The organism is Pelosinus sp. sgz500959 (genome assembly GCF_042610375.1).
Classification (GTDB): Bacteria; Bacillota; Negativicutes; order DSM-13327; family DSM-13327; genus CTSoil-075.
Window position 1 is genome coordinate 182821 of record NZ_JBGJZL010000004.1, and the last position, 21731, is coordinate 204551.

A 21731-nucleotide genomic window follows, 5' to 3' on the forward strand; every position below is an offset into this window, starting at 1 on the left:
GAAGTAAGGTGCAGGTGAATACATAATGGGGAAGGCGAATAAAATCGCAGCACTCGTGTTAGCTGCCGGTTATTCATCACGGATGGTAGATTTTAAGTCACTGTTAACCTTAGGTGGGATTAAAGTCATTGAAAGAGCAATTAATACTTTTCGAAAGGCTGGTATTACAGAAATAGTGGTTGTGATTGGGTACCGTGCCAATGAATTGATACCAGTGCTAGATGATTTGAAGGTAAGATATGTTTTTAATGAAAATTATGACGCAGGAATGTTTTCTTCCATTGTTAAAGGAGTAGAATCTCTTCAACCAGAAACTAAAGCTTTTTTTCTATTGCCAGGGGATATGCCTTTGGTAAAAAGTCATACTATCCGATTATTGAGCAGAGCCTTCAATAAAGTAGAAGCCGATGTTATTTATCCTGTTTTCCAAAAAAGGCGAGGACATCCTCCTTTGATTGCGGCTAGTTGCTTTTCTGAGATTCAATCAGGAGAAGGAATAGGTGGTTTGCGTCAGATCCTACAGGGACGTGAGGAAAAAGCATATAATGTGGAGGTTCTTGATGAAGGAATATTGCTAGATCTTGATACGCGTGAGGACTATCAGAAAGTCAATGCCGAATATTATCGGCGAGATATTCCAACTCAGGCTGAATGTGACGCTATTTTAGCTCAGATGAATGTACCTGATCCAATTGTGAAGCACGGCAGGGTTGTAGCTGATGTATCGCGTAAGCTAGCCACTTGTTTGAATCAAGTTGGACTGAAGATTGATGTCAATACTGTTATCGCAGCAGGTAAACTGCATGATTTAGCGAAAGGGCAACCCGATCATGCTAGAATTGGTGCAAGGATGATAAAAAAATGTGGATATTATAAAGTCGCTGAAATCATCGCTAACCATACCGATCTTAATTTTGCTGATCATTTCTTACCAGATGAAGCGGCAGTCGTTTATCTGGCAGATAAATTGGTAAAAGGTGATTGTATTGTATCAATTAATGAGCGTTTTTCCGGTGCTATGAGTAAATATACAGGTAATGCGGACGCTATAGCCGCCATTATTAATCGTCACTTAAATGCTCAGAAGATCGAAAAAAGTATGGAGCAGCTACTCGGAGTCAGTTTAGTGCAGATCATTACAGACTCACCTTATGCGTAGCTGAAGAGTGAAAGGCGGCCAATTCATATGGAAAATCAAGAAAATATACTGGGGCTGACAGACAGTGTTTGTCCCATATGTTTAAAACGGATTCCAGCACAACGTATCCAGATCAGTGATCAGGTTTACTTAAAGAAAACATGTCTGGAACATGGAAATTTTAAAACAATCATTTGGCGAGGAGAACCGTCTTACCAATCTTGGTCTGTTGCCAAATTACCGTCTCGACCACCTGTATGCGCTACTGAGGTGAATCAAGGTTGTCCTTTTGATTGTGGTTTATGTCCTGAACATCGTCAGCATACGTGCTGCGTTTTGCTTGAAATTACTAAAGGTTGTAATTTGAGTTGCCCAGTTTGCTTTGCTGAAGCAGGCGCTAAAGATCATGATCCAGATATAAAGACGATTGAAAATTGGTATCGATTGTTATTAGATAGTGGTGGACCCTATAATATCCAATTATCTGGTGGTGAACCGACCATGCGGGATGACTTACCGGAAATCGTAGCCTTGGGCCGAAAATTAGGGTTTAGTTTTATACAATTAAACACCAATGGCATACGATTGGCAAGAGATCTAGATTATGTAAAAAGACTCAAAGAAGCAGGCTTATCTTGTGTATTTTTACAGTTTGATGGAACGAATGATGTTATCTATGAAAAGCTAAGAGATACTAAACTGTTTGCCGAAAAGCAGGCAGCAATTGCTCATTGTGCGAAAGAACAATTGGGAGTGGTTCTTGTACCTACATTAGTACCCGAAGTCAATACACAAAATATTGGCATGATGATTAAGTACGCGATTGAAAACATACCAGCAGTGCGCGGCATCCATTTTCAACCGATTAGTTATTTTGGCAGATACCCAAAAGCGCCTTCAGATCAAGAACGTATTACCATTCCAGAAGTTATCAATGAGATGGTCAGACAAACTAGGGGAAGAGTTAACATAACAGATTTTAAGCCCCCTATGGGGGAAAATGCCTATTGTTCATTTCATGGTAATTTCGTATTAATGAAAGATGGAGAGTTAAAATCATGGACAAAGGCTGATGCAAAGGGGTGTTGCCAGCCACAAGTAGCAGCGGTGGGGGCTAAGAAAGCTCAGACTTTTGTTGCCAAGCGTTGGGCAGCACCACAGAGTGAAGGTGGGAAGGATAAAGTACAAAGTCATATAAACCTTGATAGTCTTGATGATTTTTTAGATCGTGTAGAAAATTATTCATTTTGTATATCTGGTATGGCTTTTCAAGATGTCTGGAATTTAGACCTAGAGCGTTTACGAGAGTGTTTTATCCACGTAGTAAGCCCCGATCGTCGCATTATACCTTTTTGTGCTTATAATTTGACAGACAAACAGGGTAAGCCTCTTTATCGTGAAGTGAAGGGATGAGCGTGATGTGATGAGCCCATTCATATTAAAAAAAAATTTGCTAGAAACTTGGATCAGAAAAAAGATTGGAAGCAAACCAGATATCTTAACTCGTCAGCAACTAGGTGAATATCAACTGCAAAAAATAAAGGAGACGATTGGCCGAGCGTCTGCAAACAGCCCTTTTTATCGTAATTTATTGAAGAATTTTATTGATATGGAAATGAGCAGTCTGACAGATTTGCAGCGTTTTCCTTTTACAACAGCTGCTCACATCAGAGAACAAGGGTTACAATTTCTTTGTGTATCCCAAGGTGATATCTGTCGGATTGTGACGTTGGATAGCTCGGGTACAACAGGTCAGGCTAAACGTATCTATTTTACGGCTTCAGACCAAGAATTAACCGTCGATTTCTTTCAGCAAGGCATGTCTACGATGATCAAACCAAGGGATAGAGTGCTCATTTTATTACCTGGTGAGCGTAGTGGCAGTGTTGGAGAGTTATTAGTAAGGGGACTTAAACGAGCGGGAGCGGAGCCCGTTCTACATGGTGTTGTGGCAAATATTATGGAAACTCTAGAAATCATAGAGCAGGAAGGAATTGATTCTATCGTTGGAATTCCAGTGCAATTATTGGCACTGGCGCGGTATACGGAATATTTGGGCAAGAAAATTTCCTTAAAAAGTGTATTATTGAGTACGGACCATGTACCTGATAGCATTATACAGGAGCTGCGACGTATATGGGGATGTCAAGTATTTGAACATTATGGCATGACGGAAATGGGACTCGGTGGAGGTCTGGACTGTGAATCCCATGCTGGTTATCATTTGCGAGAGGCTGATTTATATTTTGAAATTATTGATGAAAAAGGTCAAGTTGTGCCTGATGGTCAGGAAGGTGAGGTTGTTTTTACAACGTTAACTAGGCAAGGAATGCCCTTGATCCGTTATCGTACAGGTGATATTTCCCGGTTTCTTGCTAAGCCGTGTTCATGTGGTACAATGCTCAAACGATTAGAACGAATCACCAAGCGAAAGGGTGATCTGGTCTTTTTAAATGAGGATCATTTCTTTACCATGGCTGATTTGGATGAAAAGATATTTTTGGTGCCTGGAGTATTGGATTATACAGTGACTGTTGACAATTTGAAATGTGTGACACAAGTAAATATTTCTGTTTTAGTGCTTAGTGAACCCAGAGGAGATACTAAATTGGCAATTTATGAAGGGCTGAGTAAGGTGGTTGCCATAAAGGGGGCAGAGCAGATAGGGCAGGTGAGGATAAGTGTAGCAATAAGTTATTGTAGGGATGCTCTTTTACCAAGTCCCGTTAAACGAAGGATTATGGAGTTGAAGGAAGCTGATGGAAAATAGGGCGATCTATTTAATCAGGCATGGAAAAATAAAAGTAGAAGATAATCAAAGGCGATATATTGGACAACTTGATTTGCCATTAAGCGAAGAAGGAGTACATCAAGCTCAACGTTTGCAAAAAATATTGGAACCGATGAATATCGGTTCAGTATTTAGTAGCGATCTTTCGCGTTGTCAGGAAACAGCAGGAATCATTACAGGGAATAAAAGCATTACAACAATTGTGCGAAAAGAGTTGCGAGAAATTAATATGGGAGAATGGGAAGGATGCACATTTGCTGATATTACTAGACGATTTCCTGATGCGTTTAAGGCTCGAGGTGCTGATATTGCTTATTACCGAGTACCTGGGGGAGAAAGTTTTGCTGATTGTTATAAACGTGTGATAACTGCTTTTCATGAAAGTATGACTTCTTCCACAGGTCATATTCTGTTTATTGGTCATGCTGGAGTCAATCGTTTACTACTGTGTTATATACTTGGAATGCCTTTAGCCAATCTTTTTAAAATACAACAGGATTATGGATGTTTGAATGTCATCGTATGTACAGCTTCTAGTTATCAAGTAAAGTTAGTCAATTTTAGATCCTAGAGATCAGAAGGATGTTTTACTAGGGGAGGAGTTTCGATGTCAGAGGAAATAACTCGGATAACCCAGCTGCATATGCAGGGGTTTCACTGTAGTCAGATTATCATGATCATGGGGCTTGAAATGCAGAAAAAAAACAATCCTGACTTGGTACGAGGGATGAATGGATTAGCTGGTGGCTTAGGGTTCGCTGGTAAAAACTGTGGGACTTTAACGGGAGGGGTTTGCTTATTATCCTTGTATGGGGGGCGGGGAGAATTAGAAGAGCGAGAGAATAGTCACTTGAACGAGATGATTCAAGAATTGGTGGACTGGTTTGAAGAAACCTTTGGGAAAGAGTATGGGGGAATTGATTGTCAGCATATCATGAATAATGATCCATGGAATCGTTTGACTCGTTGCCCCGACGTGGTCGTTAAGACCTATTTTAAAGTGAAGGAGATTCTTGAAGATCATGGGTTTCTTTCAAGTGAGTTAGATATTGATACTTACTAAAAGAAATTACAGGCAGTCGATAATAAGGGTTTTGTGAACAATCGTTGAATAAAAATGATAGTTGGAGATTGACGCAGATAAGCATCTATGGTATGATGTACTCAAGTAAATAATGAACGGCTGATCAGAGAACTGAAGGCTAAAGAATTGTTCTAAGAACAGTTTCTTTAGCTTTTTATTTTTATATACTCACCATAATGGTCAACCGTTAAGGTTTGGTAGTTGGAAAAATTAAGGGGGAAATGACATGTCAAAAATTGCAAAGAGTTTAACAGATTTAATTGGTAATACACCATTATTGGAACTATCTAACTACGGCAAGAAGAACGAACTTAAAGCAACAATTATTGCTAAATTGGAATATTTTAATCCATTAGGCAGCGTAAAAGATAGAATTGGTTATGCCATGATTAAAGATGCAGAAGATAAAGGTTTAATTACTGCTGGTTCAACGATTATTGAGCCAACAAGTGGAAATACAGGGATTGGCCTGGCTTTTGTGGCAGCTGCTAAAGGTTACAAATTAATTTTGACCATGCCTGAGACGATGAGTATCGAAAGAAGAAATTTGCTCAAGGCTCTTGGCGCTCACTTAGTTCTTACCCCGGGTGCAGAAGGTATGAAAGGTGCGATTCGCAAAGCTGAAGAATTGGCGCAAGAAACTCCTCATTCCTTTATTCCGCAACAATTTCAAAATCCATCTAATCCAGAAGTACACCGTAAAACAACGGCTGAAGAAATATGGAGAGATACAGATGGAAACGTTGATATCTTTATTGCAGGTGTAGGTACAGGTGGTACTGTGACTGGAGTTGGTGAAGTATTAAAAGCTAAAAATCCAGCTGTGAAAATTATTGCTGTCGAACCTGCCGATTCTCCTGTTTTATCAGGCGGAAATCCTGGTCCGCATAAAATTCAAGGAATTGGTGCAGGATTTGTTCCAGCGATTTTCAATAGAGAAGCGATTGATGAGATTTTTAAAGTTGACAATGAAGATGCCTTTGTAACCGTAAGACAGCTTGCATCTTCTGAAGGTTTATTGGTCGGTATATCCAGTGGTGCTGCTGTATTTGCAGCAACTCAAATTGCTGCTCGACCAGAAAATGCAGGGAAAAAGATTGTCGTTCTATTGCCAGATACTGGGGAACGTTATTTATCAACATCTTTATTTCAAGTAGATTAATAAAACTTAGGATGGACAAAATCTTCATTAGATTTTGTCCATTTTTTTTACGTAATCAGAAAGCATACTACTTTCTCGATTACAAGTAAGGGCAACTAAGGCTTTGGTCTGTGCTGAGGTTTGACCAAAGTCTTAGTTTTCTTTATTATAAAGTTTTAGTAAATAATAGTTGTATATTTTAGTAATAATGGATTATAATAATAATGAGCATATGCTCATTTGGAGAGTGGTATTATGCCTAGAAAACGGTGCTGTGGTTTCATTGAACGTGAACCAGATTATCAGCGATTTATACCAGAGGGTCAAAAAAAATCTCAGGATATTGAACTCAGAATTGAAGAACTTGAAGCAGTGCGTTTGAAAGATCTAGGTAGGATGGATCAAAATGACTGTGCGGCGGCTATGGGTTTATCAAGGGCCACCTTTCAACGTATTTTACAGTCAGCTAGGACCAAAGTTGCAATGGCACTCGTAGAAGGGCGGAGTATCATCATTAAAGGGGGAAATTATATGATAAAGAATCGTGTGTTTGAATGCCAGGATTGCGCTCATAAATGGGAAGTAGAACCATGTTCCGAAGGGGGCAAGCATGGTTATGAGATTGCGTGTCCACAATGTGGCAGCATGAAAAAAAATAAAATTGTTGAAGATGGTGTCAAACACGCTTGTGGCGGTGGTCATGATCATGGTCATGACCATAAACATGGTGGTGGTTGCTGTGGCGGCCATTAAACTATAGAAAAAAAGAAATAGCTCATAAAAAGAAGAGATGGATGCGCAAAGCCTCTAATCTCTTCTTTTTTGTTTTAAAAAGATATAATTTAACCATGAATCGTAATTTGCAAATTAATTTCATTAATGTTAAAATATGTAATGTTAATAATTTGAAATTATTAATTTAAATGAAGAATAAAAATAAAAAATTCTATATCGGTTAAGGGGGTGAGCCATTGGACGTAAGTTTATCAATACAAGGGATTGGTATTGCTGCAGTCATTTTTATATTATTATCTATAACTATGTTAGAAAAACAATAAATTATGATGTTAAAATAAATACAAAATGTAATAGTAAAATATAGGAAAAATTCTTTACTATCAATACTACAACTAGTTATATCTGCATATAATAACCATAAAAAGAAATCTAATAAAATGAATAGTTAAAGGAGAATAATGTGTTGGAAAAACAGTTAGCCATTATTGAAGAATTAAGGCAAAAAGTATTAGATTCTGGTTATCATATAACGCAGCTTAGGGATATTATGAGAGAAGTGATTGATGATCCTGATTTTACAACGATTACATTTGAAGAAAGTTGTGAATTAATTGATACTTTGCAATATTATTATGATTTTGCAGCAAAATGTAAAAAAATTAATTGTCATGATTAAATGCAGTGCTGACTGACTTTATAAGTTGGTCAGCACTGTATTTATTTAGTATAATTCTATTTAGGATTGGGGTGTTACCCATAAGGATAGTATATTATAATAGTAAGAAGATGTGATCATAGAGAGGGGGCTTATGGAATGCCTAAAATTACGAGTAAGGCCAAACGGTTGCGTATCTATATTGGGGAAACGGATCGTTGGCAGAAACGTCCACTTTATCAGGTCATTGTGGAAAAAGCAAAAGAATTAGATCTTGCTGGTGCCACAGTGTACCGGGGGTTAATGGGATATGGTGCTCATAGCCGAATTCATACGGCGCAAATTCTTGATTTATCCAGTGACTTGCCAATATTGGTAGAGATCGTTGATAGTGAAGAATACATCGGCAAATTACTTCCCTTACTGGATGAAATGATGCAGGAAGGGCTAGTGACCATTGATGATGTTGAAGTGATTCGATATGGAGATAAATTGTTGAGCAGAAGATAATTTTCTTATGCTCATTCCTAATAAGGACAATTCCATGTGAAAAATGAGGTGATAGGTATGTTGAAAGTATTAGCAGTAGCTGTTGGAGGAAGTATTGGTGCAACGGCTCGATATTTAGTATCTACGTGGGCAGCTGGACGATTTGGTATAGGTTTTCCTTATGGTACTTTAATTGTTAATGTAGTGGGCTGTTTTATTATTGGTGCTTTTATGACGGCAACGACGGAGCGATTTATTGTAAGTCCTTATTGGCGTCTGATTGTCACTGTTGGGTTTGTAGGGGGATTGACTACTTTTTCCTCATTTAGCTATGAAACATTTAAACTGATGGAAGATAGTAGTATCACCTTCGCATTGTATAATGTAATGGGGAATTTTGTATTAGGATTCTTTGCAACATGGCTAGGAATTAATGTAATAAGACTTCTTTAAAAAAGTAGATAAGAGATTCCAGTCATTGTCACGTATATCATTGAATGATATAATGAAGTGTAATGAATGATGTAATTTGAGTTATCTCAACGTGGGATTTTGTTTGTGTAGTAGGATGACTGTATAGTCATAATCGGCTAAAAGGGTGGTGCATGATGCAGATTATTGACTTACATTGTGATACAATGATGCATTTAATTGATCAAGGGCAATTGAATTTGAAGAAGAACAATTTAAGTGTGGATATAGAAAAACTAAAGTCAGGCAATGTATTGGCTCAGTTTTTTGCATTATATATTGATTTAGCGCAATATCCCAATGCCTTGCAACGTTGTTTAAGTATGCTGGATCGGTTTTATCAAGAAATCGATGTGAATTCTAGGGAAATTGCTTTGGCACGCAATATACAAGAATTATCTTCCAATCAGCAAGCGGGAAAGATCTCTGCATTTTTGACGATTGAAGAAGGTGGTGCATTGCAAGGACATTTAGAAAATTTGCGAAATTTTTATCGATTAGGTGTGCGCTTACTAACACTCACATGGAATTATCCAAATGAAATTGGCTATCCAAACTGTGAATCTCAATACAGCACAAAAGGATTAACTGATTTTGGTCAGCAAGTGGTGCATGAAATGAATCAACTTGGTATGATCATTGATGTGTCCCATCTTTCAGACCAAGGATTTTATGATGTAGCTCACTTATCGAGTAAACCCTTTGTTGCTTCCCATTCTAACGGGCGGGCTGTACGCGATCATGGACGTAATTTATCGGATGAGATGATTCGTTGCTTGGCGCAAAAGGGTGGGGTTATGGGTATTAATTTTTCTGGGAATTTTCTAGGTGGGTCAAAGATCAGTAAAATTGATGATATGATAGTACATATTAAACACATTTATCATGTAGGTGGTCTTGATGTGCTCAGTATTGGAACTGATTTTGATGGTATTAATTATACACTAGAAATTGGAAATAGTGGTGAGCTGTTCAAACTCATTGAAGCGCTCAGTAAAAATGGTTTTACAACAACTCAAATTGAAAAAATTGCTTATAAAAATACATTGCGAGTCATAAAAGAGTGTTTATAAGCAGTAAGGGCATATGCCTTTTGTTTCGTATTATGATGTGGAGGTAGGAAATGAAATATAATCGATCGTGTATATGTACCCATGATTCTCAAAATAAACGTCAGCAGATACTTGATGCGGCATATATTGTCTTCTCTCGCAAAGGTTATCACCGAGCGACAGTTGATGAAATTATTGCGTTGGCAGATACAGGTAAGGGGACGGTTTATAACTATTTTACTAATAAAGAACAATTATTTTATACTCTCATCAAAGAGAGGAGTACTCCCTTTGAAGGGATTTTAGAGAATATTGTGACTTCTTCTGAAGAACCATTGCAAAAAGTTCAAACGATTGTCAAAGCATTCTTAGAATTCTATCAGGTAAATGCTGAGTTATGGCGAGTTGTCATGTATGAAGTGCGTGGAATTGGGGTCGAAGGTTATAGTAATTTTACTCTTGAGCAGCGTGATAAATATCAAGCTTGGTTCTGTCGAAGCATCGGGATGATTGAAAAAGTGTTGATCGAAGGAAAAGAACAAGGGGCGATTGTGGAAAAATGTGATGCTAACCGAGTGGCTCATAGTCTATTTAGTGTGATTGTAACCTCTGTATTTCGAAATTTCGTCAGTGAGGATATTGGTGAAACCGCATATAATATTACAGAATTCCTTTTATATGGTGTAGCTAAAAAATAATTTTTTTTTTCAAATAAATGACTATAGAGTCAAAGGAACAAGACGGAGGTTTTTGAGTGGAAGATAAGGCACAAGATCAGAATGGTGGTAAATCCAAAATCATTGTTGGATTATTAATATTTTTTTTATTGATCGGTATAGCAGGTGGTGGCTGGTGGTGGTATCAGTCCACTAAATATGTAAGTACTGATGATGCGCGGATTGGTGGGACAATTGTAAGTGTGAGTGCCAAAATTCCAGGGCGAATCATTGAAGTTCTTGTTAAAGAAGGGGAACAAGTAAAGGCAGGTCAGGTCGTCGCGCGGATTGATGCTAGAGAAGTCGCTGCGCAGCAAGCTCAAGCAAAAGCGGCAGTAGCAGTGGCAAAAGCTAAGTATGAAGAATTGATTGCAGGATCACGCCCGCAAGAAATCGGTCAGGCACGTTTTGGGGCGGACCAAGCTCAGGCAGGGGTAGATCAAGCTCGGGCAAATTTAGATAATGCTGCTAAAAATTATGAACGTATGCAAGCGCTCTATCAACAAGGGGCGATTAGTTCAAGTCAGATTGATAATGCGCAGACTGCTTATCATGTAGCTAAAGAGGTTTTGCGCGCAGCTCAAGAAGGGGTTAATGTAGCTGGTCAAAAGCTAGATTTATCAGTCAGTGGAACAAGAGAAGAAACCATTCGGGGGGCTGAGGCTCAGCTTAAGCAAGCTGAAGCTGCTTTGGATGCAGTGGTCGTTCTTGGTGATTATACAACAATTGTTTCACCAGTTACGGGAACAGTTGCTCTGAAATCCGTTAATCCTGGAGAAGTCGTTGCAGCTGCACAACCTTTATTTTCTATTGTTGATTTAAGTGATGTATGGTTGAATACAAGAATTGAAGAGACAAAACTTGCTAAAATTAAAGTAGGACAAAAAGTAGAGTATACCATTGATGGGTATCCTGGACGTAATTTTGAAGGTACAGTATATGAGGTCGGCACTGCAGCTAATTCTGTTTTTGCTTTGATACCAACGGAAAACGCTTCAAGTAATTTTACCAAAGTGACTCAACGTATTGGTGTTAAGATTACATTGCCGAACGAGGGTGATTTAGTATTTCGTCCAGGTATGTCTGCTATCGTTAAAATTCATTTAGAGTAGGAGGTGGCTGCATGTTCATCTCTAATTTATCAATAAAAGAAGAACATTATCGTTGGTGGGCATTAGGTGTTACTGTAATTGGCAGTTTCATGAGTATTCTTGATACAAGTATTGTTAATATTGCCATACCTAAGATGATGGCAGTTTTTTCTGTAGGTACTGATGATGCCCAATGGATACTGACGGCTTATATGCTGACCATGGGAGTCATTCAGCCAGCGACTGGTTATCTGTGTGAAGCCTTTGGTACTCGGCGCATGTATTTATTAAGTCTAATGGTATTTACCATGGGATCTTTTTTTTGTGGTGTTGCTTGGAATAATGATAGTATGATTGTATTTCGAATTCTGCAGGCTATTGGTGGTGGACTGATTATTCCTGTTACCATGACTATTGTTTATAAGGTATTTCCTATTGAACAACGTAATATAGCCATGGGAATTTGGGGAATTTCTGCCATGGTAGCTCCTGCTGTTGGCCCAACGTTGAGTGGGTATTTAGTGGAATATTGGGATTGGCGACTTATTTTTACGATTAATATTCCGATTGGTGTCATCGGCTATGGAGCGGCGGCTTTAGTATTGCGGGAAATGCCTTTTTCTCGGCATGAAAAGTTTGATATCGCTGGTTTCATAACCTCAGCCTTGGGCTTATTTTGTTTATTACTGGCTTTAAGCAAAGGAACTGAAGAAGGGTGGACTTCAGCTTATATTATTGCCTTATTTTATACTTCGATTGCTAGTTTAACTTTATTTGTATTCATTGAACTGCAACATGAAAATCCTATTTTAGATTTACGCATCTTTAGAGACTGGAATTTTACTTTTAGTATGATTACAACTTTTGTTGGAACCATGGGTTTATATGGTGCTATTTTTATGGTACCTTTATTTATGGAAAATTTGCGTGGATATACGGCAATGCAAACAGGGGTATTGCTTTTTCCATCAGCAGCAACTGCAGGATTATTGATGCCGATTGCGGCTAAGTTGGCTGATCGTTTTGGTGCTAAACCAGTCGTTGTGGCAGGTATTTTTCTACTCGGAGCTGGCACTATGCCGCTCATGTATATGGATATGGATACAAGTTATGAATATGTAATGGGGGTTATGGTTGTACGCGGATTGGGACTGGGACTATTTATGATGCCTGTGACAGTAATGGGGATGACTAATATTCCTCTAGATAAAGTAAGCCGAGCCTCTTCGATTAATAATGCTCTGCGTCAAATTAGCGGTTCTATGGGAATTGCTATTTTGACAACAGTGTTGCAGAATAGACAAATTCTTCATTTACAGCATATTGCAGAAGATATGACGATTGCATCTCCTATTGTTCAAAATATGGTAATGTCAGGGCAAAAGTTATTTATGTATCATGGTGATGTGCCTTGGAAGGCTCATGTTAAATCTTTGGCAGTGCTCAGTCAGTTATCGATACAACAATCTTCTATATTTTCCTTTGATGATAGTTTTTATGTATTATCATTAATTTGTCTTCTGGGGGTTATACCAGCTTTGATGCTTAAAGCAACTAAACCTAGAAAAGATGGTGTAGCTGTTATGATTGAATAGGGATGATATAACAAAAAAAGACTTGGCAATTTGCCAAGCCTTTTTCTTTATGTCATTTTCTGATCTCTTTATCGAAAGTACCAATGAAAAGAGTGGAAATAATACTACTGATACTTTTTCAGTTATTAAGTAATTTTTTTTGCGTACAATTATGATTGTACTGTAAAGTGTGGATTTACACACTTTTGAATATTAGCCATATGAAGTTGTGAGTTCCATTACTTTAGTCAGTAAAATCAACCCCTCACTACAATGCTTTGTCGGACTGTCTAAATTGTACAATGGAATCACCCCCGTTCCTTGAAAACACTGTACTGAAATAGTGGGTACTTTTAAACTTACATTTTTGATTTTATATATTCATCTGTGAATTCCATTAAACTTTTTAATGAAATCAACTTTTCCTTATAGTAGTCAGGCGGAGTATCTAAATTGTTCAATGGAATCACCTCCATAGCTTGAAGATATTGTAATGAAATAGTGACTGCTTTGTAATTTCCATGTTTTATTTTATATAGTTACTTGTGACTTCCATTAGACTTTTCAATGGAATCAACCCCTTGTTATGGTAGTCAGGTGGAGTATCTAAATTGTTCAATGGAATCACCTCATTTCATTAAATCATTATTGGAGTGTATCTAAAATATATCAATTAGATATATAGGATTGCGGGTTCCACTGTGTTATTCACTGGAATCAATCCTTCTTTATTCTGATTTGGTGGATCTTCTAACGTGTTCACTGGAATCACCCCATATCCTTATTTTCTTTCTTAATGAAGTCGATATTTGTTGTTTCCTTGTTGTTGATTTCATTATAATACTAACTATGACAAGATACAAGATCTTTCTTTGTATACATTAAAAATATTTTTGTTTTCATGGAAAGGGCGATGGTTTCAATAAATGTTATTTTTATAATAAAAATAGAAAAAAGTGTATATATTTAGTGGTAGAATTTATTATGTAATCGAAAAGTATAACACTTTCTAGGGTTGCAAGTAAGAACGATTAAGACTTTTCTTATATCTATGTGTAAAAAAATCAAAATGATGTTATTATAAGATTAGGTGAAAGTGAATAGGAGGTAAAACGATGTTATTTGACACTCACATGCACACATGTTTTTCGACTGATTCGAAAATGAAAATTGATGAGGCGGTAATGAAAGGAAAAGAGTTAGGAATTGGAATTACCATTACCGAGCATATGGATATTTTTTACCCAGAGCCATTATCTTTTGTTTTTGATGTAGATCAATATTTTGCAGCGTATAATCAATATCGCAGTGAAAGTGTACTTTTAGGAATAGAGATTGGTATGCGAGCTGATTGTATTGAAGAAAATTGTCGGATCGTTGAAAAGTATCCTTTTGATTATGTAATTGGTTCAGTGCATATTCTCGATAATATTGATATTTATGCTGCTGAATTTTATCAAGGTAAAAGTAAACAAGATGTATATCGGCATTATTTTGCAACGATGTTGGAATGTATAAAATGTTATGATGGTATTCATAGCTTGGGACATATTGATTATATTGCACGATATGCACGTTTTGCTGATCCGGAAGTCTATTATCATGAATTTAAGGAACAAATTGATGAAGTATTAATTGTGCTAGCAAACAAAGGTAAAGCATTAGAAATTAATACGAGGCGTCTAGATCGTAAAGAATCGATAGAAATTCTCCTACCCATTTATCAACGATTTTATGAATTGGGGGGACGAATGGTAACCGTTGGCTCTGATGCTCATCGTATGACAGAGGTTGGCAGAGGTCTAGAAGTGGGGCAGGAGATCGCTGATCGTTCTCAACTTAAAGTTGTATATTTCAAAGATGGAAAACCTCATTATGTAAAAGTATAAAAAATTACCCCGACTCATTGAGTCGGGGTAATTTTTGTTTTGTAGTTAGAATGCTGGTACGACAGCACCTTGATATTTTTCGTTAATAAATTTTCGTACTTCATCAGAAGTGAGAGCTTTTGTTAATTTTTGAATTTCAGGGCGAGTTTCATCGCCTTTGCGAACAGTCAAAATATTTACATAAGGAGAATCTTTTTGTTCGATAAATAGAGCATCTTTCGTAGGAACTAATTTTGCTTCTAATGCATAGTTGGTGTTAATGACAGCGATGGACACATCTTCAAGAACACGAGGAAGTTGAGGAGCTTCTAGTTCGCTAATTTGAATGTTTTTAGCATTTGTAGCAATGTCATTTACTGTTGCATTGATACCAACACCATCTTTCAATTTAATGATACCAGCTTTTTCAAGTAGAGCAAGAGCGCGACCGCCATTGGTAGGATCGTTAGGAATGGCAACTTTAGCACCTGCAGGAAGTTCAGTCAAGTTTTTGATTTTCTTTGAATAAATACCCATTGGTTCAATATGCACGGCAGCTGTATAGGTTAGTGCTAAATTTCGTTCTGTAGAAAACTTAGTCAGATAAGGAATATGCTGAAAGAAATTAGCATCTAGTTCTTTCTCAGCAACAGCAATATTTGGTTTAACATAATCAGTCATTTCAATGATTTGTAGGTCAATGCCTTCTTTAGCAAGTAATGGTTTTACGACATTTAAAATTTCAGCATGAGGTACAGCGGTAGCTCCAACTTTTAAAACTGTATTAGTTGCTTGTTTGGCAGGAGCTGCAGGAGCTGCGCTTTGTTGACCGCATCCAGTAATGAGTAGGCCCAAAGTGAGGACTCCGATGATTGCAAGAATAAATTTTTTCATGAATTAAACCCTCCAAAAAATTATTTTTTATTTAGGCGGCGCGCTAGATAGTCGCCGGTTGATTGTACAATTTGTACTTGCCCAATTAAGATAAGAACAGTAATCAGCATAATATCTGCCCGGAAACGTTGGTAACCATAACGTATAGCAAGATCACCAAGGCCACCGCCACCAATAGCACCAGCCATTGCTGAATAACCAATTAAACTGATAATTGTTAATGTAAGACCTAAGATAATTGCGGGCAGCGCCTCTGGTATAAGAACTTTCCTGATAATTTCCATTGGTGATGCGCCCATGGCTTGCGCTGCTTCGATTACGCCATAATCCACTTCTTTGAGAGCTGATTCGACGATGCGAGCTACAAAGGGGATGGCTGCAATGCAAAGGGGAACAATAGCCGCATTAGTACCAATGGATGTACCAACAATAAGACGAGTTAAAGGAATAATGGCTACCATTAAGATAATAAATGGAGTGGAGCGCGTTGCGTTGACAATCACACCAAGTATCTTATTAAGAGGAGTATTCTCTAGAATATGCCCTTTATCAGTGGTCACTAAAATAATACCAAGGGGAATACCGAAAAAGGCTGAAATAATTCCTGATACTGCTACCATGTAGGTCGTTTCCCATAGGGATTTAAACAGTAGTGCGAGCATGTCTTGGGACATAACCAATCACCTCAATTCCAAGTTCTCGTGTGTGTAAATACTGTAGTGCTTGTTCAAGATCGTTTGAATTTCCAGAGAGTTCAACAAGCAGTGTACCAAACAGTGTATTTTGAATATGATCAATATTGCCATAAAGAATGCTGGCATCAATATTGAAATGACGAACCATACTAGAGATTACAGGTTCTTCAGTGGAGTGACCAATAAAGGACAAACGTACAATTAGATTGCTGTCATCAATTGGGGTTGGCGATAAGACAAGATCAGCAAAAAAATCAGGTAAATTATGATTAATGATGGAACTGATAAATTCTTTCGTGGTATTTTCTTTCGGTTGAGTGAAAACATCCAAAACTTGACCTTGTTCAATAATGAGACCACCTTCAATAACGGCGACTTGATTACAAATTTCTTTGATGACCTGCATCTCGTGGGTGATGAGAACAATGGTAAGTCCAAATTCTCGATTAATATTTTTAAGTAATTCTAAAATTGATTTTGTTGTTTGTGGATCAAGAGCTGAGGTTGCTTCATCACATAATAAAACTTTAGGATGATTAGCGAGTGCTCTCGCAATGCCAACACGCTGTTTTTGTCCACCGCTGAGCTGAGCAGGATATTGATCTTTTTTATCAGCTAGCCCAACAAGATCAAGCAAATGCATAACTTCAGTATGGATAGTTTCCTTACTGCATTTTGCTAGTTCAAGAGGAAAGGCGATATTTTGGTAGACTGTACGTGATGATAAGAGATTGAAATGCTGGAAAATCATACCGATTTTTTTACGTTGCTCCCGTAATTCTAGCTCAGTAAGACTTGTGAATTCTTGGCCATCAACAGTCACGATCCCTTTCGTTGGACGTTCTAACATATTAATGCAACGGATGAGTGTACTTTTCCCAGCGCCACTCGTGCCGATAATTCCAAAAATCTCTCCTTGGGCTACAGTCAAGTTTACACCTTTTAAGGCGTGTACAATTCCATTCGTACTTTCGTAAGTTTTTTCAATGTTTTGTAATGTAATCACTGTAATGACCTCCTTCTTGCCGTAGATTGGTAAAATAAAAAGCTGCTTCACAACATGAAGCAGCACCGTTAATCTAGTTGCGCTTCATCTGCCAGGATATACTCCTGTGGAGTTGGCACCGTTTTCACAAAAAGTGAATGGTTGCCGCAGTTTCATAGGGCCATTCCCTCGACTGCTCTTGATGAAAAGAATATTAACTTAACATGTAGAATAATAACATACTCTTTGATCGGTGTCAATGGGAAAATGAGCGGTGAGTTTACTTTACTTTTTATTATAGATAATGTTATAATTTAGCAAAGTAAAGATTGAAAGTGATAAAGTAAAAAGGGGAATCATAATATTATGGCTACAAATCCTAAGTTAAAGGGTGAATTGGCTGATCGATTATTTCAGGGAATTTTGTTATTGGAGAATCAAGAAGAGTGTTATCAGTTTTTTGAAGATATTTGTACCATTAGTGAACTGAAATCTCTAGCCCAACGGTTAGAAGTAGCTTTCATGCTTAAGAGCGGTCATACTTATGATGAAATTGTAGCAAAGACAGGAGCAAGCACAGCAACCATTAGTCGCGTGAAACGCTGTTTAAATTATGGTGCTGATGGATACAAGCTTATTTTGGAACGAGTTGAAATTCAAAATGCTCAAACCCAATCGACTACTAAAGTTGATTCTGATAAAAAATATGAATAATGGAGTGTGAAAGTTATGGGTCAACATGAATTTGTTCCACAAATTCCTTATGGGACACGAGATTTTTTGCCGAAAGAAGCCAGTCGCAAGCGTGCAGTCGAAGGGGCTTTGGCTCATTTGTTTGATAGTTGGGGTTATGATGAAGTCGTTACGCCGACCATGGAATATTTGGAGACTTTGGCAGTGGGAGCAGGCAACGATTTAGACCAGCATATGTTCAAATTTTTTGATAAAAATAATCGTATTTTGGCTTTGCGTCCAGATATGACAACTCCAATGGCACGGGTGGCAGCTACACGTCTTAAAGAAAGTTTAGCGCCCATAAAATTATTCTATTTGACCAATGTCTTTCGTTACGAACAAGCGCAGACTGGGCGACAATGTGAATTTTATCAGGCTGGGGTTGAGTTGATGGGAGCAGCAGGACCAACAGCTGATGCTGAGGTCATTGCACTGGCTGTTGAAAGTATGCTAAAGTCTGGACTCAAACAATTTCAAATTGGCTTAGGGCAAGTTGATTTTATTAATGGTGTGATGGCGCAAAGCGGTCTTTCACAAGAACAACAATATCAGGTTAAAAATGCTATGCTGACAAGAAATTTAGTTGGAGTTGATGAAATTCTTGTTAGTAGCAGTTTATCTAAAGAAGAACAAAAAGTTTTAAAACAAATTCCGTTGTTACATGGTAAACAGGATATGCTTAAACAAGCCTATGGTATGGTGGCGAATGAGATGAGTCACAAAGCATTGGATAATTTAGCCGAAATCTATCGTTTGCTCGAAATTTATGGAGTGGCTCAATATGTGGATTTTGATTTAGGTATCATTCGTGATTTTGATTATTATACAGGAATGGTATTTGAAGGATATACACCTGGTCTCGGTTTTCCTATATGCGGTGGGGGTCGATATGATACCATGCTCAGTTCCTTTGGGATGGATTGCTGTGCAACCGGCTTTGCTTTAGGTATTGAACGTATTTTGCTGGCCTTAGAACGTCAAGGAATTGTCAGTATGCCAGGCGCGAAAGATGTTTATATTGGTTGGGGGACTGATAAACTCTTTGCTGCCATTGGTCAAGGAGAAAAACTTCGTACAGCAGGTCAACGAGTTGAGATTGGTCTTGTTGCTCAAACTCAAGCTGAGGCTGAAGTCAGTCAAAAAAGTAAGGGGTATGGCCAATTATTATATATGGAGTAACTCAAAATAGGTGGCTAAACATATGGTTAAACGAGTAAAACAAGTAATTGCTGCATTAACCGCTAAAATTACTCACGATGATCGATTATTTGTAAATCGTTATTTGACGTCGTCTGAACAGATCTTATTCTGGGGAATGAATTTACCAGATCAACGTCATGTTTTGAATGTTGCTTACACAGCCCTGCGTTTGGCAAAAGCACATAAAAACATTGACATAAATCTTTTAGTCAGATGTGCCTTGCTTCATGATGTGGGTAAAATCAAGGGTGACGTAAGCACGATGGATAAGATTATAACTGTTATCGGTCATCGCTTTGCACCACGGTGGTCTAAAAAGTGGGGACGTCTAGGGCGCGGGAATCGGCTTATGAATATTCGGCACGCTTTTTATATTTATTTTTATCATGCTCATCGTAGTTCGACGATGCTTAAAGCAATTGGAGCCTCTCCCAAGGTGATTGAACTTGTTGCCAAACATCATGAAACTCCAGCAGAACATGATCCACTGGAGCTGATGTTATTGCGTAAGTCTGATGATCTGCATTAGCAGACCGATTAATAACCCTTGGTTTTATCAATGACATTTAACATTTCTTTATGCTGTATAAATCTTGATAAATTATCGGCAAATAATTTAATGGCTCTATCGAGATAATTAGGGGATAAAGCCGCCAGATGGGGCGTGATAATGACATTTTTCATGTCCCATAAAGGAGAGGTATCGGATAAGGGTTCGTTGACAAAAACATCTAAACCAGCGCCTTTGATGAGCTTTTCTTCAAGGGCTTTAATTAAATCATCTTCATTTACAACAGCACCACGGGCAATATTAATAAAATAAGCTGAAGACTTCATGGCAGAAAATTCTTTGATGGTAAATAAATTTTTAGTTTCTTCTACTAAAGGAAGGGCGACTACTACAAAATCAGAAATTGCAAGCAATTCATTGAGTTGATTTGGGGCATAGATTTTATCCACAAATATCTCAGTTGTCATCGTTCGTTTACTAGCTACGACATGCATGCCCATACCTTTAGCTTTTTTTGCAATTTCACGGCCGATACTGCCAAGACCAACAATTCCAATGGTTTTATCATGAATTTCTTCAACAGGGGTTCGTTTCCACTGTTTGTTTGGCTGCTGACGGATAAATACATTCAGTCCGCGGGTGAAGGCAAGCATCATGGCGAGAACATGTTCAGAAATAGGAATACCATGAATGCCTCGTGAATTAGTTAGTAGAGTATGACTTGCCTGCATTTCTGGGTAGAGTAAACTTTCAACTCCTGCACTGAGGGCATGAACCCATTTAAGCTTTGGAGCGTTTTGGTGCAGAGGACGAATATCCATTCCACCCCACGTAACTAAAATATCTGCATCTGCGATGTATTCATTGGCTTGTTCTAAATCGCATGAAATAATGGTACTATCAGGTGAAACCGTTGTAATTGCCTTATGGTGGCGGTCAGCTAAGCTATTCGTTACAAGAATATTTAATGGAGCCATTATATAGGACACCCCTTTTTTTATAGTTTATCAATAAGAGATAAAGAAGACTTGATTCAAGTGGAGTTTTAACTCCATCTAAATCTTAGTCTTTTGCATTCAGCGACTTGGCTGTCGGATAAAAATCTAAATAACTTTTATTATTCTGCCAATTAATTCTACATATACACTCTAAAATCCTACATTTATATTGACGAATATTTTAACTAATGTTAATATAGCTATATGTTAACGCTTTAAATAACTAAAGGAACAGGAGGACTTCATGACTTCAAGTGATATGGATTATCTTACAATAGCCTTGCCTAAAGGCAAAGTTTTTGGAAAATCAGTTGAAATGTTAGGGAAAATTGGATATACAGCCGAGGATTTGACGGAGAATTCTCGGAAATTAATTATTACAAATGAAAAAGAAAAGATACGTTTTATTATTACGAAAACAGCTGATTTACCGACTTATGTGGAGTATGGAGCAGCTGATATTGGTATTATAGGCAAAGATGTGTTAATGGAAGACTGTAAAGATGTCTATGAATTATTGGATTTGAAATTTTCGTTGTGCCGTATTATGGTTGCTGTACCTGAAGCACTGAAACAAGAAAAGTTAAGTGATTATGCTCATATGCGAGTGGCAACTAAATATCCTCAGGTTGCGGAACGTTTTTTTCATAGTATGGGGATGCAGATGGAATTTATCAAATTAAATGGCTCTATTGAATTGGCACCTATGGTAGGTTTAGCAGAAATTATTGTCGATATTGTGGAAACAGGCAGCACTCTCAGAGCAAATAATTTGGTAGAAGTAGCCAATATTCAAGTGGCGACTGCGCGTCTGATTGCCAATCGTGTTAGTTTTAAAATGAAATTTGATCGGATTAATAAACTAACAGAACAATTAAAAGCATTGCTGGAAAGCGAGGCATAAC

At 37.7% G+C, this 21731-nt stretch carries 23 protein-coding genes and 1 riboswitch; of the genes, 19 read left to right on the top strand and 4 right to left on the bottom strand.

The features are described from left to right. The first annotated feature begins 25 nt into the window (after positions 1–25). The 15 genes from ACAN52_RS07890 to ACAN52_RS07960 all read left to right on the top strand — a co-directional run bounded on the left by ACAN52_RS07890 (position 26) and on the right by ACAN52_RS07960 (position 14829). Positions 26–1159, top strand: a complete 1134-nt coding sequence (locus ACAN52_RS07890) for a DVU_1551 family NTP transferase (RefSeq protein ID WP_378954064.1) — start codon at positions 26–28, stop codon at positions 1157–1159. 27 nt (positions 1160–1186) lie between these two features. Continuing rightward, positions 1187–2551: a radical SAM (seleno)protein TrsS gene (gene trsS / locus ACAN52_RS07895; protein ID WP_378954066.1), complete on the top strand. Its 1365-nt coding sequence runs from the start codon at positions 1187–1189 to the stop codon at positions 2549–2551. Positions 2552–2561: 10 nt separating this feature from the next. Further along, a complete protein-coding gene (locus ACAN52_RS07900) occupies positions 2562–3908 on the top strand; it encodes a DVU_1553 family AMP-dependent CoA ligase (protein ID WP_378954366.1) in 1347 nt (448 codons plus the stop codon). Then, a complete protein-coding gene (cobC, locus tag ACAN52_RS07905; RefSeq protein WP_378954067.1) occupies positions 3898–4500 on the top strand; it encodes an alpha-ribazole phosphatase in 603 nt (200 codons plus the stop codon). Before ACAN52_RS07900 ends, cobC begins: the two co-directional genes overlap by 11 nt. A 36-nt stretch (positions 4501–4536) precedes the next feature. After that, positions 4537–4992, top strand: coding sequence for a DVU_1555 family C-GCAxxG-C-C protein (locus tag ACAN52_RS07910; protein ID WP_378954069.1), 456 nt, complete (start codon positions 4537–4539; stop codon positions 4990–4992). A 247-nt stretch (positions 4993–5239) separates the two neighbouring features. Next, positions 5240–6175, top strand: coding sequence for a cysteine synthase A (cysK, locus tag ACAN52_RS07915; RefSeq protein WP_378954071.1), 936 nt, complete (start codon positions 5240–5242; stop codon positions 6173–6175). A gap of 234 nt (positions 6176–6409) precedes the next feature. Further along, on the top strand, positions 6410–6907 hold the full coding sequence (locus ACAN52_RS07920; protein ID WP_378954073.1) for a DUF134 domain-containing protein: 498 nt from the start codon (positions 6410–6412) through the stop codon (positions 6905–6907). A 448-nt stretch (positions 6908–7355) separates the two neighbouring features. After that, entirely contained in the window at positions 7356–7568 is a 213-nt protein-coding gene (locus ACAN52_RS07925) for a hypothetical protein (RefSeq protein WP_378954074.1), read from the top strand. Positions 7569–7706: 138 nt separating this feature from the next. After that, on the top strand, positions 7707–8057 hold the full coding sequence (locus ACAN52_RS07930) for a DUF190 domain-containing protein (RefSeq protein ID WP_378954075.1): 351 nt from the start codon (positions 7707–7709) through the stop codon (positions 8055–8057). A gap of 57 nt (positions 8058–8114) precedes the next feature. Beyond that, on the top strand, positions 8115–8489 hold the full coding sequence (gene crcB, locus ACAN52_RS07935) for a fluoride efflux transporter CrcB (RefSeq protein WP_378954076.1): 375 nt from the start codon (positions 8115–8117) through the stop codon (positions 8487–8489). 152 nt (positions 8490–8641) lie between these two features. Beyond that, a complete protein-coding gene (locus tag ACAN52_RS07940; RefSeq protein ID WP_378954078.1) occupies positions 8642–9580 on the top strand; it encodes a dipeptidase in 939 nt (312 codons plus the stop codon). 50 nt (positions 9581–9630) lie between these two features. Continuing rightward, complete coding sequence (locus tag ACAN52_RS07945) at positions 9631–10257, top strand: TetR/AcrR family transcriptional regulator (protein WP_378954079.1); 627 nt, start codon at positions 9631–9633, stop codon at positions 10255–10257. A 56-nt stretch (positions 10258–10313) separates the two neighbouring features. Beyond that, positions 10314–11387: an HlyD family secretion protein gene (locus ACAN52_RS07950; RefSeq protein ID WP_378954081.1), complete on the top strand. Its 1074-nt coding sequence runs from the start codon at positions 10314–10316 to the stop codon at positions 11385–11387. 11 nt (positions 11388–11398) lie between these two features. Beyond that, positions 11399–12961, top strand: a complete 1563-nt coding sequence (locus ACAN52_RS07955; protein ID WP_378954082.1) for a DHA2 family efflux MFS transporter permease subunit — start codon at positions 11399–11401, stop codon at positions 12959–12961. 1094 nt (positions 12962–14055) lie between these two features. Continuing rightward, positions 14056–14829, top strand: coding sequence for a histidinol phosphate phosphatase (locus ACAN52_RS07960; RefSeq protein ID WP_378954084.1), 774 nt, complete (start codon positions 14056–14058; stop codon positions 14827–14829). A gap of 45 nt (positions 14830–14874) precedes the next feature. Here ACAN52_RS07960 and ACAN52_RS07965 read toward each other — a convergent pair whose 3' ends face one another. The 3 genes from ACAN52_RS07965 to ACAN52_RS07975 are packed head-to-tail and all read right to left on the bottom strand — an operon-like array spanning position 14875 to position 17403. Then, on the bottom strand, positions 14875–15702 hold the full coding sequence (locus ACAN52_RS07965) for a MetQ/NlpA family ABC transporter substrate-binding protein (protein WP_378954086.1): 828 nt from the start codon (positions 15700–15702) through the stop codon (positions 14875–14877). A 20-nt stretch (positions 15703–15722) separates the two neighbouring features. Further along, positions 15723–16376 carry a methionine ABC transporter permease gene (locus tag ACAN52_RS07970; protein WP_378954087.1) on the bottom strand — a complete coding sequence of 218 codons (654 nt, stop codon included), beginning with the start codon at positions 16374–16376 and terminating at the stop codon, positions 15723–15725. Further along, a complete protein-coding gene (locus ACAN52_RS07975; RefSeq protein ID WP_378954089.1) occupies positions 16345–17403 on the bottom strand; it encodes a methionine ABC transporter ATP-binding protein in 1059 nt (352 codons plus the stop codon). Before ACAN52_RS07975 ends, ACAN52_RS07970 begins: the two co-directional genes overlap by 32 nt. A gap of 81 nt (positions 17404–17484) precedes the next feature. Next, positions 17485–17591, bottom strand: a riboswitch (SAM riboswitch). 157 nt (positions 17592–17748) lie between these two features. Between ACAN52_RS07975 and ACAN52_RS07980 the strand changes: the two genes are divergently transcribed. From ACAN52_RS07980 to ACAN52_RS07990, 3 genes are read left to right on the top strand one after another with little or no spacing between them, the layout of a single operon-like run. After that, on the top strand, positions 17749–18096 hold the full coding sequence (locus ACAN52_RS07980; RefSeq protein WP_378954090.1) for a YerC/YecD family TrpR-related protein: 348 nt from the start codon (positions 17749–17751) through the stop codon (positions 18094–18096). A gap of 15 nt (positions 18097–18111) precedes the next feature. Next, positions 18112–19296, top strand: coding sequence for an ATP phosphoribosyltransferase regulatory subunit (hisZ, locus tag ACAN52_RS07985; protein WP_378954091.1), 1185 nt, complete (start codon positions 18112–18114; stop codon positions 19294–19296). Positions 19297–19318: 22 nt separating this feature from the next. Further along, complete coding sequence (locus ACAN52_RS07990; RefSeq protein WP_378954092.1) at positions 19319–19846, top strand: HD domain-containing protein; 528 nt, start codon at positions 19319–19321, stop codon at positions 19844–19846. An 8-nt stretch (positions 19847–19854) separates the two neighbouring features. On the opposite strand, the gene ACAN52_RS07995 is transcribed toward ACAN52_RS07990, so the two are convergent. Continuing rightward, positions 19855–20805, bottom strand: coding sequence for a D-2-hydroxyacid dehydrogenase (locus ACAN52_RS07995; RefSeq protein WP_378954093.1), 951 nt, complete (start codon positions 20803–20805; stop codon positions 19855–19857). 265 nt (positions 20806–21070) lie between these two features. Between ACAN52_RS07995 and hisG the strand changes: the two genes are divergently transcribed. Beyond that, complete coding sequence (hisG, locus tag ACAN52_RS08000) at positions 21071–21730, top strand: ATP phosphoribosyltransferase (protein WP_378954095.1); 660 nt, start codon at positions 21071–21073, stop codon at positions 21728–21730. The last annotated feature ends 1 nt before the right edge of the window (position 21731 follow it).

Coding starts and splice junctions, on each gene's coding strand:
- ACAN52_RS07890 (WP_378954064.1), top strand. CDS start 26: ATGGGGAAGGCGAATAAAATCGCAGCACTCGTGTTAGCTGCCGGTTAT.
- trsS (WP_378954066.1), top strand. CDS start 1,187: ATGGAAAATCAAGAAAATATACTGGGGCTGACAGACAGTGTTTGTCCC.
- ACAN52_RS07900 (WP_378954366.1), top strand. CDS start 2,562: ATGAGCCCATTCATATTAAAAAAAAATTTGCTAGAAACTTGGATCAGA.
- cobC (WP_378954067.1), top strand. CDS start 3,898: ATGGAAAATAGGGCGATCTATTTAATCAGGCATGGAAAAATAAAAGTA.
- ACAN52_RS07910 (WP_378954069.1), top strand. CDS start 4,537: ATGTCAGAGGAAATAACTCGGATAACCCAGCTGCATATGCAGGGGTTT.
- cysK (WP_378954071.1), top strand. CDS start 5,240: ATGTCAAAAATTGCAAAGAGTTTAACAGATTTAATTGGTAATACACCA.
- ACAN52_RS07920 (WP_378954073.1), top strand. CDS start 6,410: ATGCCTAGAAAACGGTGCTGTGGTTTCATTGAACGTGAACCAGATTAT.
- ACAN52_RS07930 (WP_378954075.1), top strand. CDS start 7,707: ATGCCTAAAATTACGAGTAAGGCCAAACGGTTGCGTATCTATATTGGG.
- crcB (WP_378954076.1), top strand. CDS start 8,115: ATGTTGAAAGTATTAGCAGTAGCTGTTGGAGGAAGTATTGGTGCAACG.
- ACAN52_RS07940 (WP_378954078.1), top strand. CDS start 8,642: ATGATGCAGATTATTGACTTACATTGTGATACAATGATGCATTTAATT.
- ACAN52_RS07945 (WP_378954079.1), top strand. CDS start 9,631: ATGAAATATAATCGATCGTGTATATGTACCCATGATTCTCAAAATAAA.
- ACAN52_RS07955 (WP_378954082.1), top strand. CDS start 11,399: ATGTTCATCTCTAATTTATCAATAAAAGAAGAACATTATCGTTGGTGG.
- ACAN52_RS07960 (WP_378954084.1), top strand. CDS start 14,056: ATGTTATTTGACACTCACATGCACACATGTTTTTCGACTGATTCGAAA.
- ACAN52_RS07965 (WP_378954086.1), bottom strand. CDS start 15,702: ATGAAAAAATTTATTCTTGCAATCATCGGAGTCCTCACTTTGGGCCTA.
- ACAN52_RS07970 (WP_378954087.1), bottom strand. CDS start 16,376: ATGTCCCAAGACATGCTCGCACTACTGTTTAAATCCCTATGGGAAACG.
- ACAN52_RS07980 (WP_378954090.1), top strand. CDS start 17,749: ATGGCTACAAATCCTAAGTTAAAGGGTGAATTGGCTGATCGATTATTT.
- hisZ (WP_378954091.1), top strand. CDS start 18,112: ATGGGTCAACATGAATTTGTTCCACAAATTCCTTATGGGACACGAGAT.
- ACAN52_RS07990 (WP_378954092.1), top strand. CDS start 19,319: ATGGTTAAACGAGTAAAACAAGTAATTGCTGCATTAACCGCTAAAATT.
- ACAN52_RS07995 (WP_378954093.1), bottom strand. CDS start 20,805: ATGGCTCCATTAAATATTCTTGTAACGAATAGCTTAGCTGACCGCCAC.
- hisG (WP_378954095.1), top strand. CDS start 21,071: ATGACTTCAAGTGATATGGATTATCTTACAATAGCCTTGCCTAAAGGC.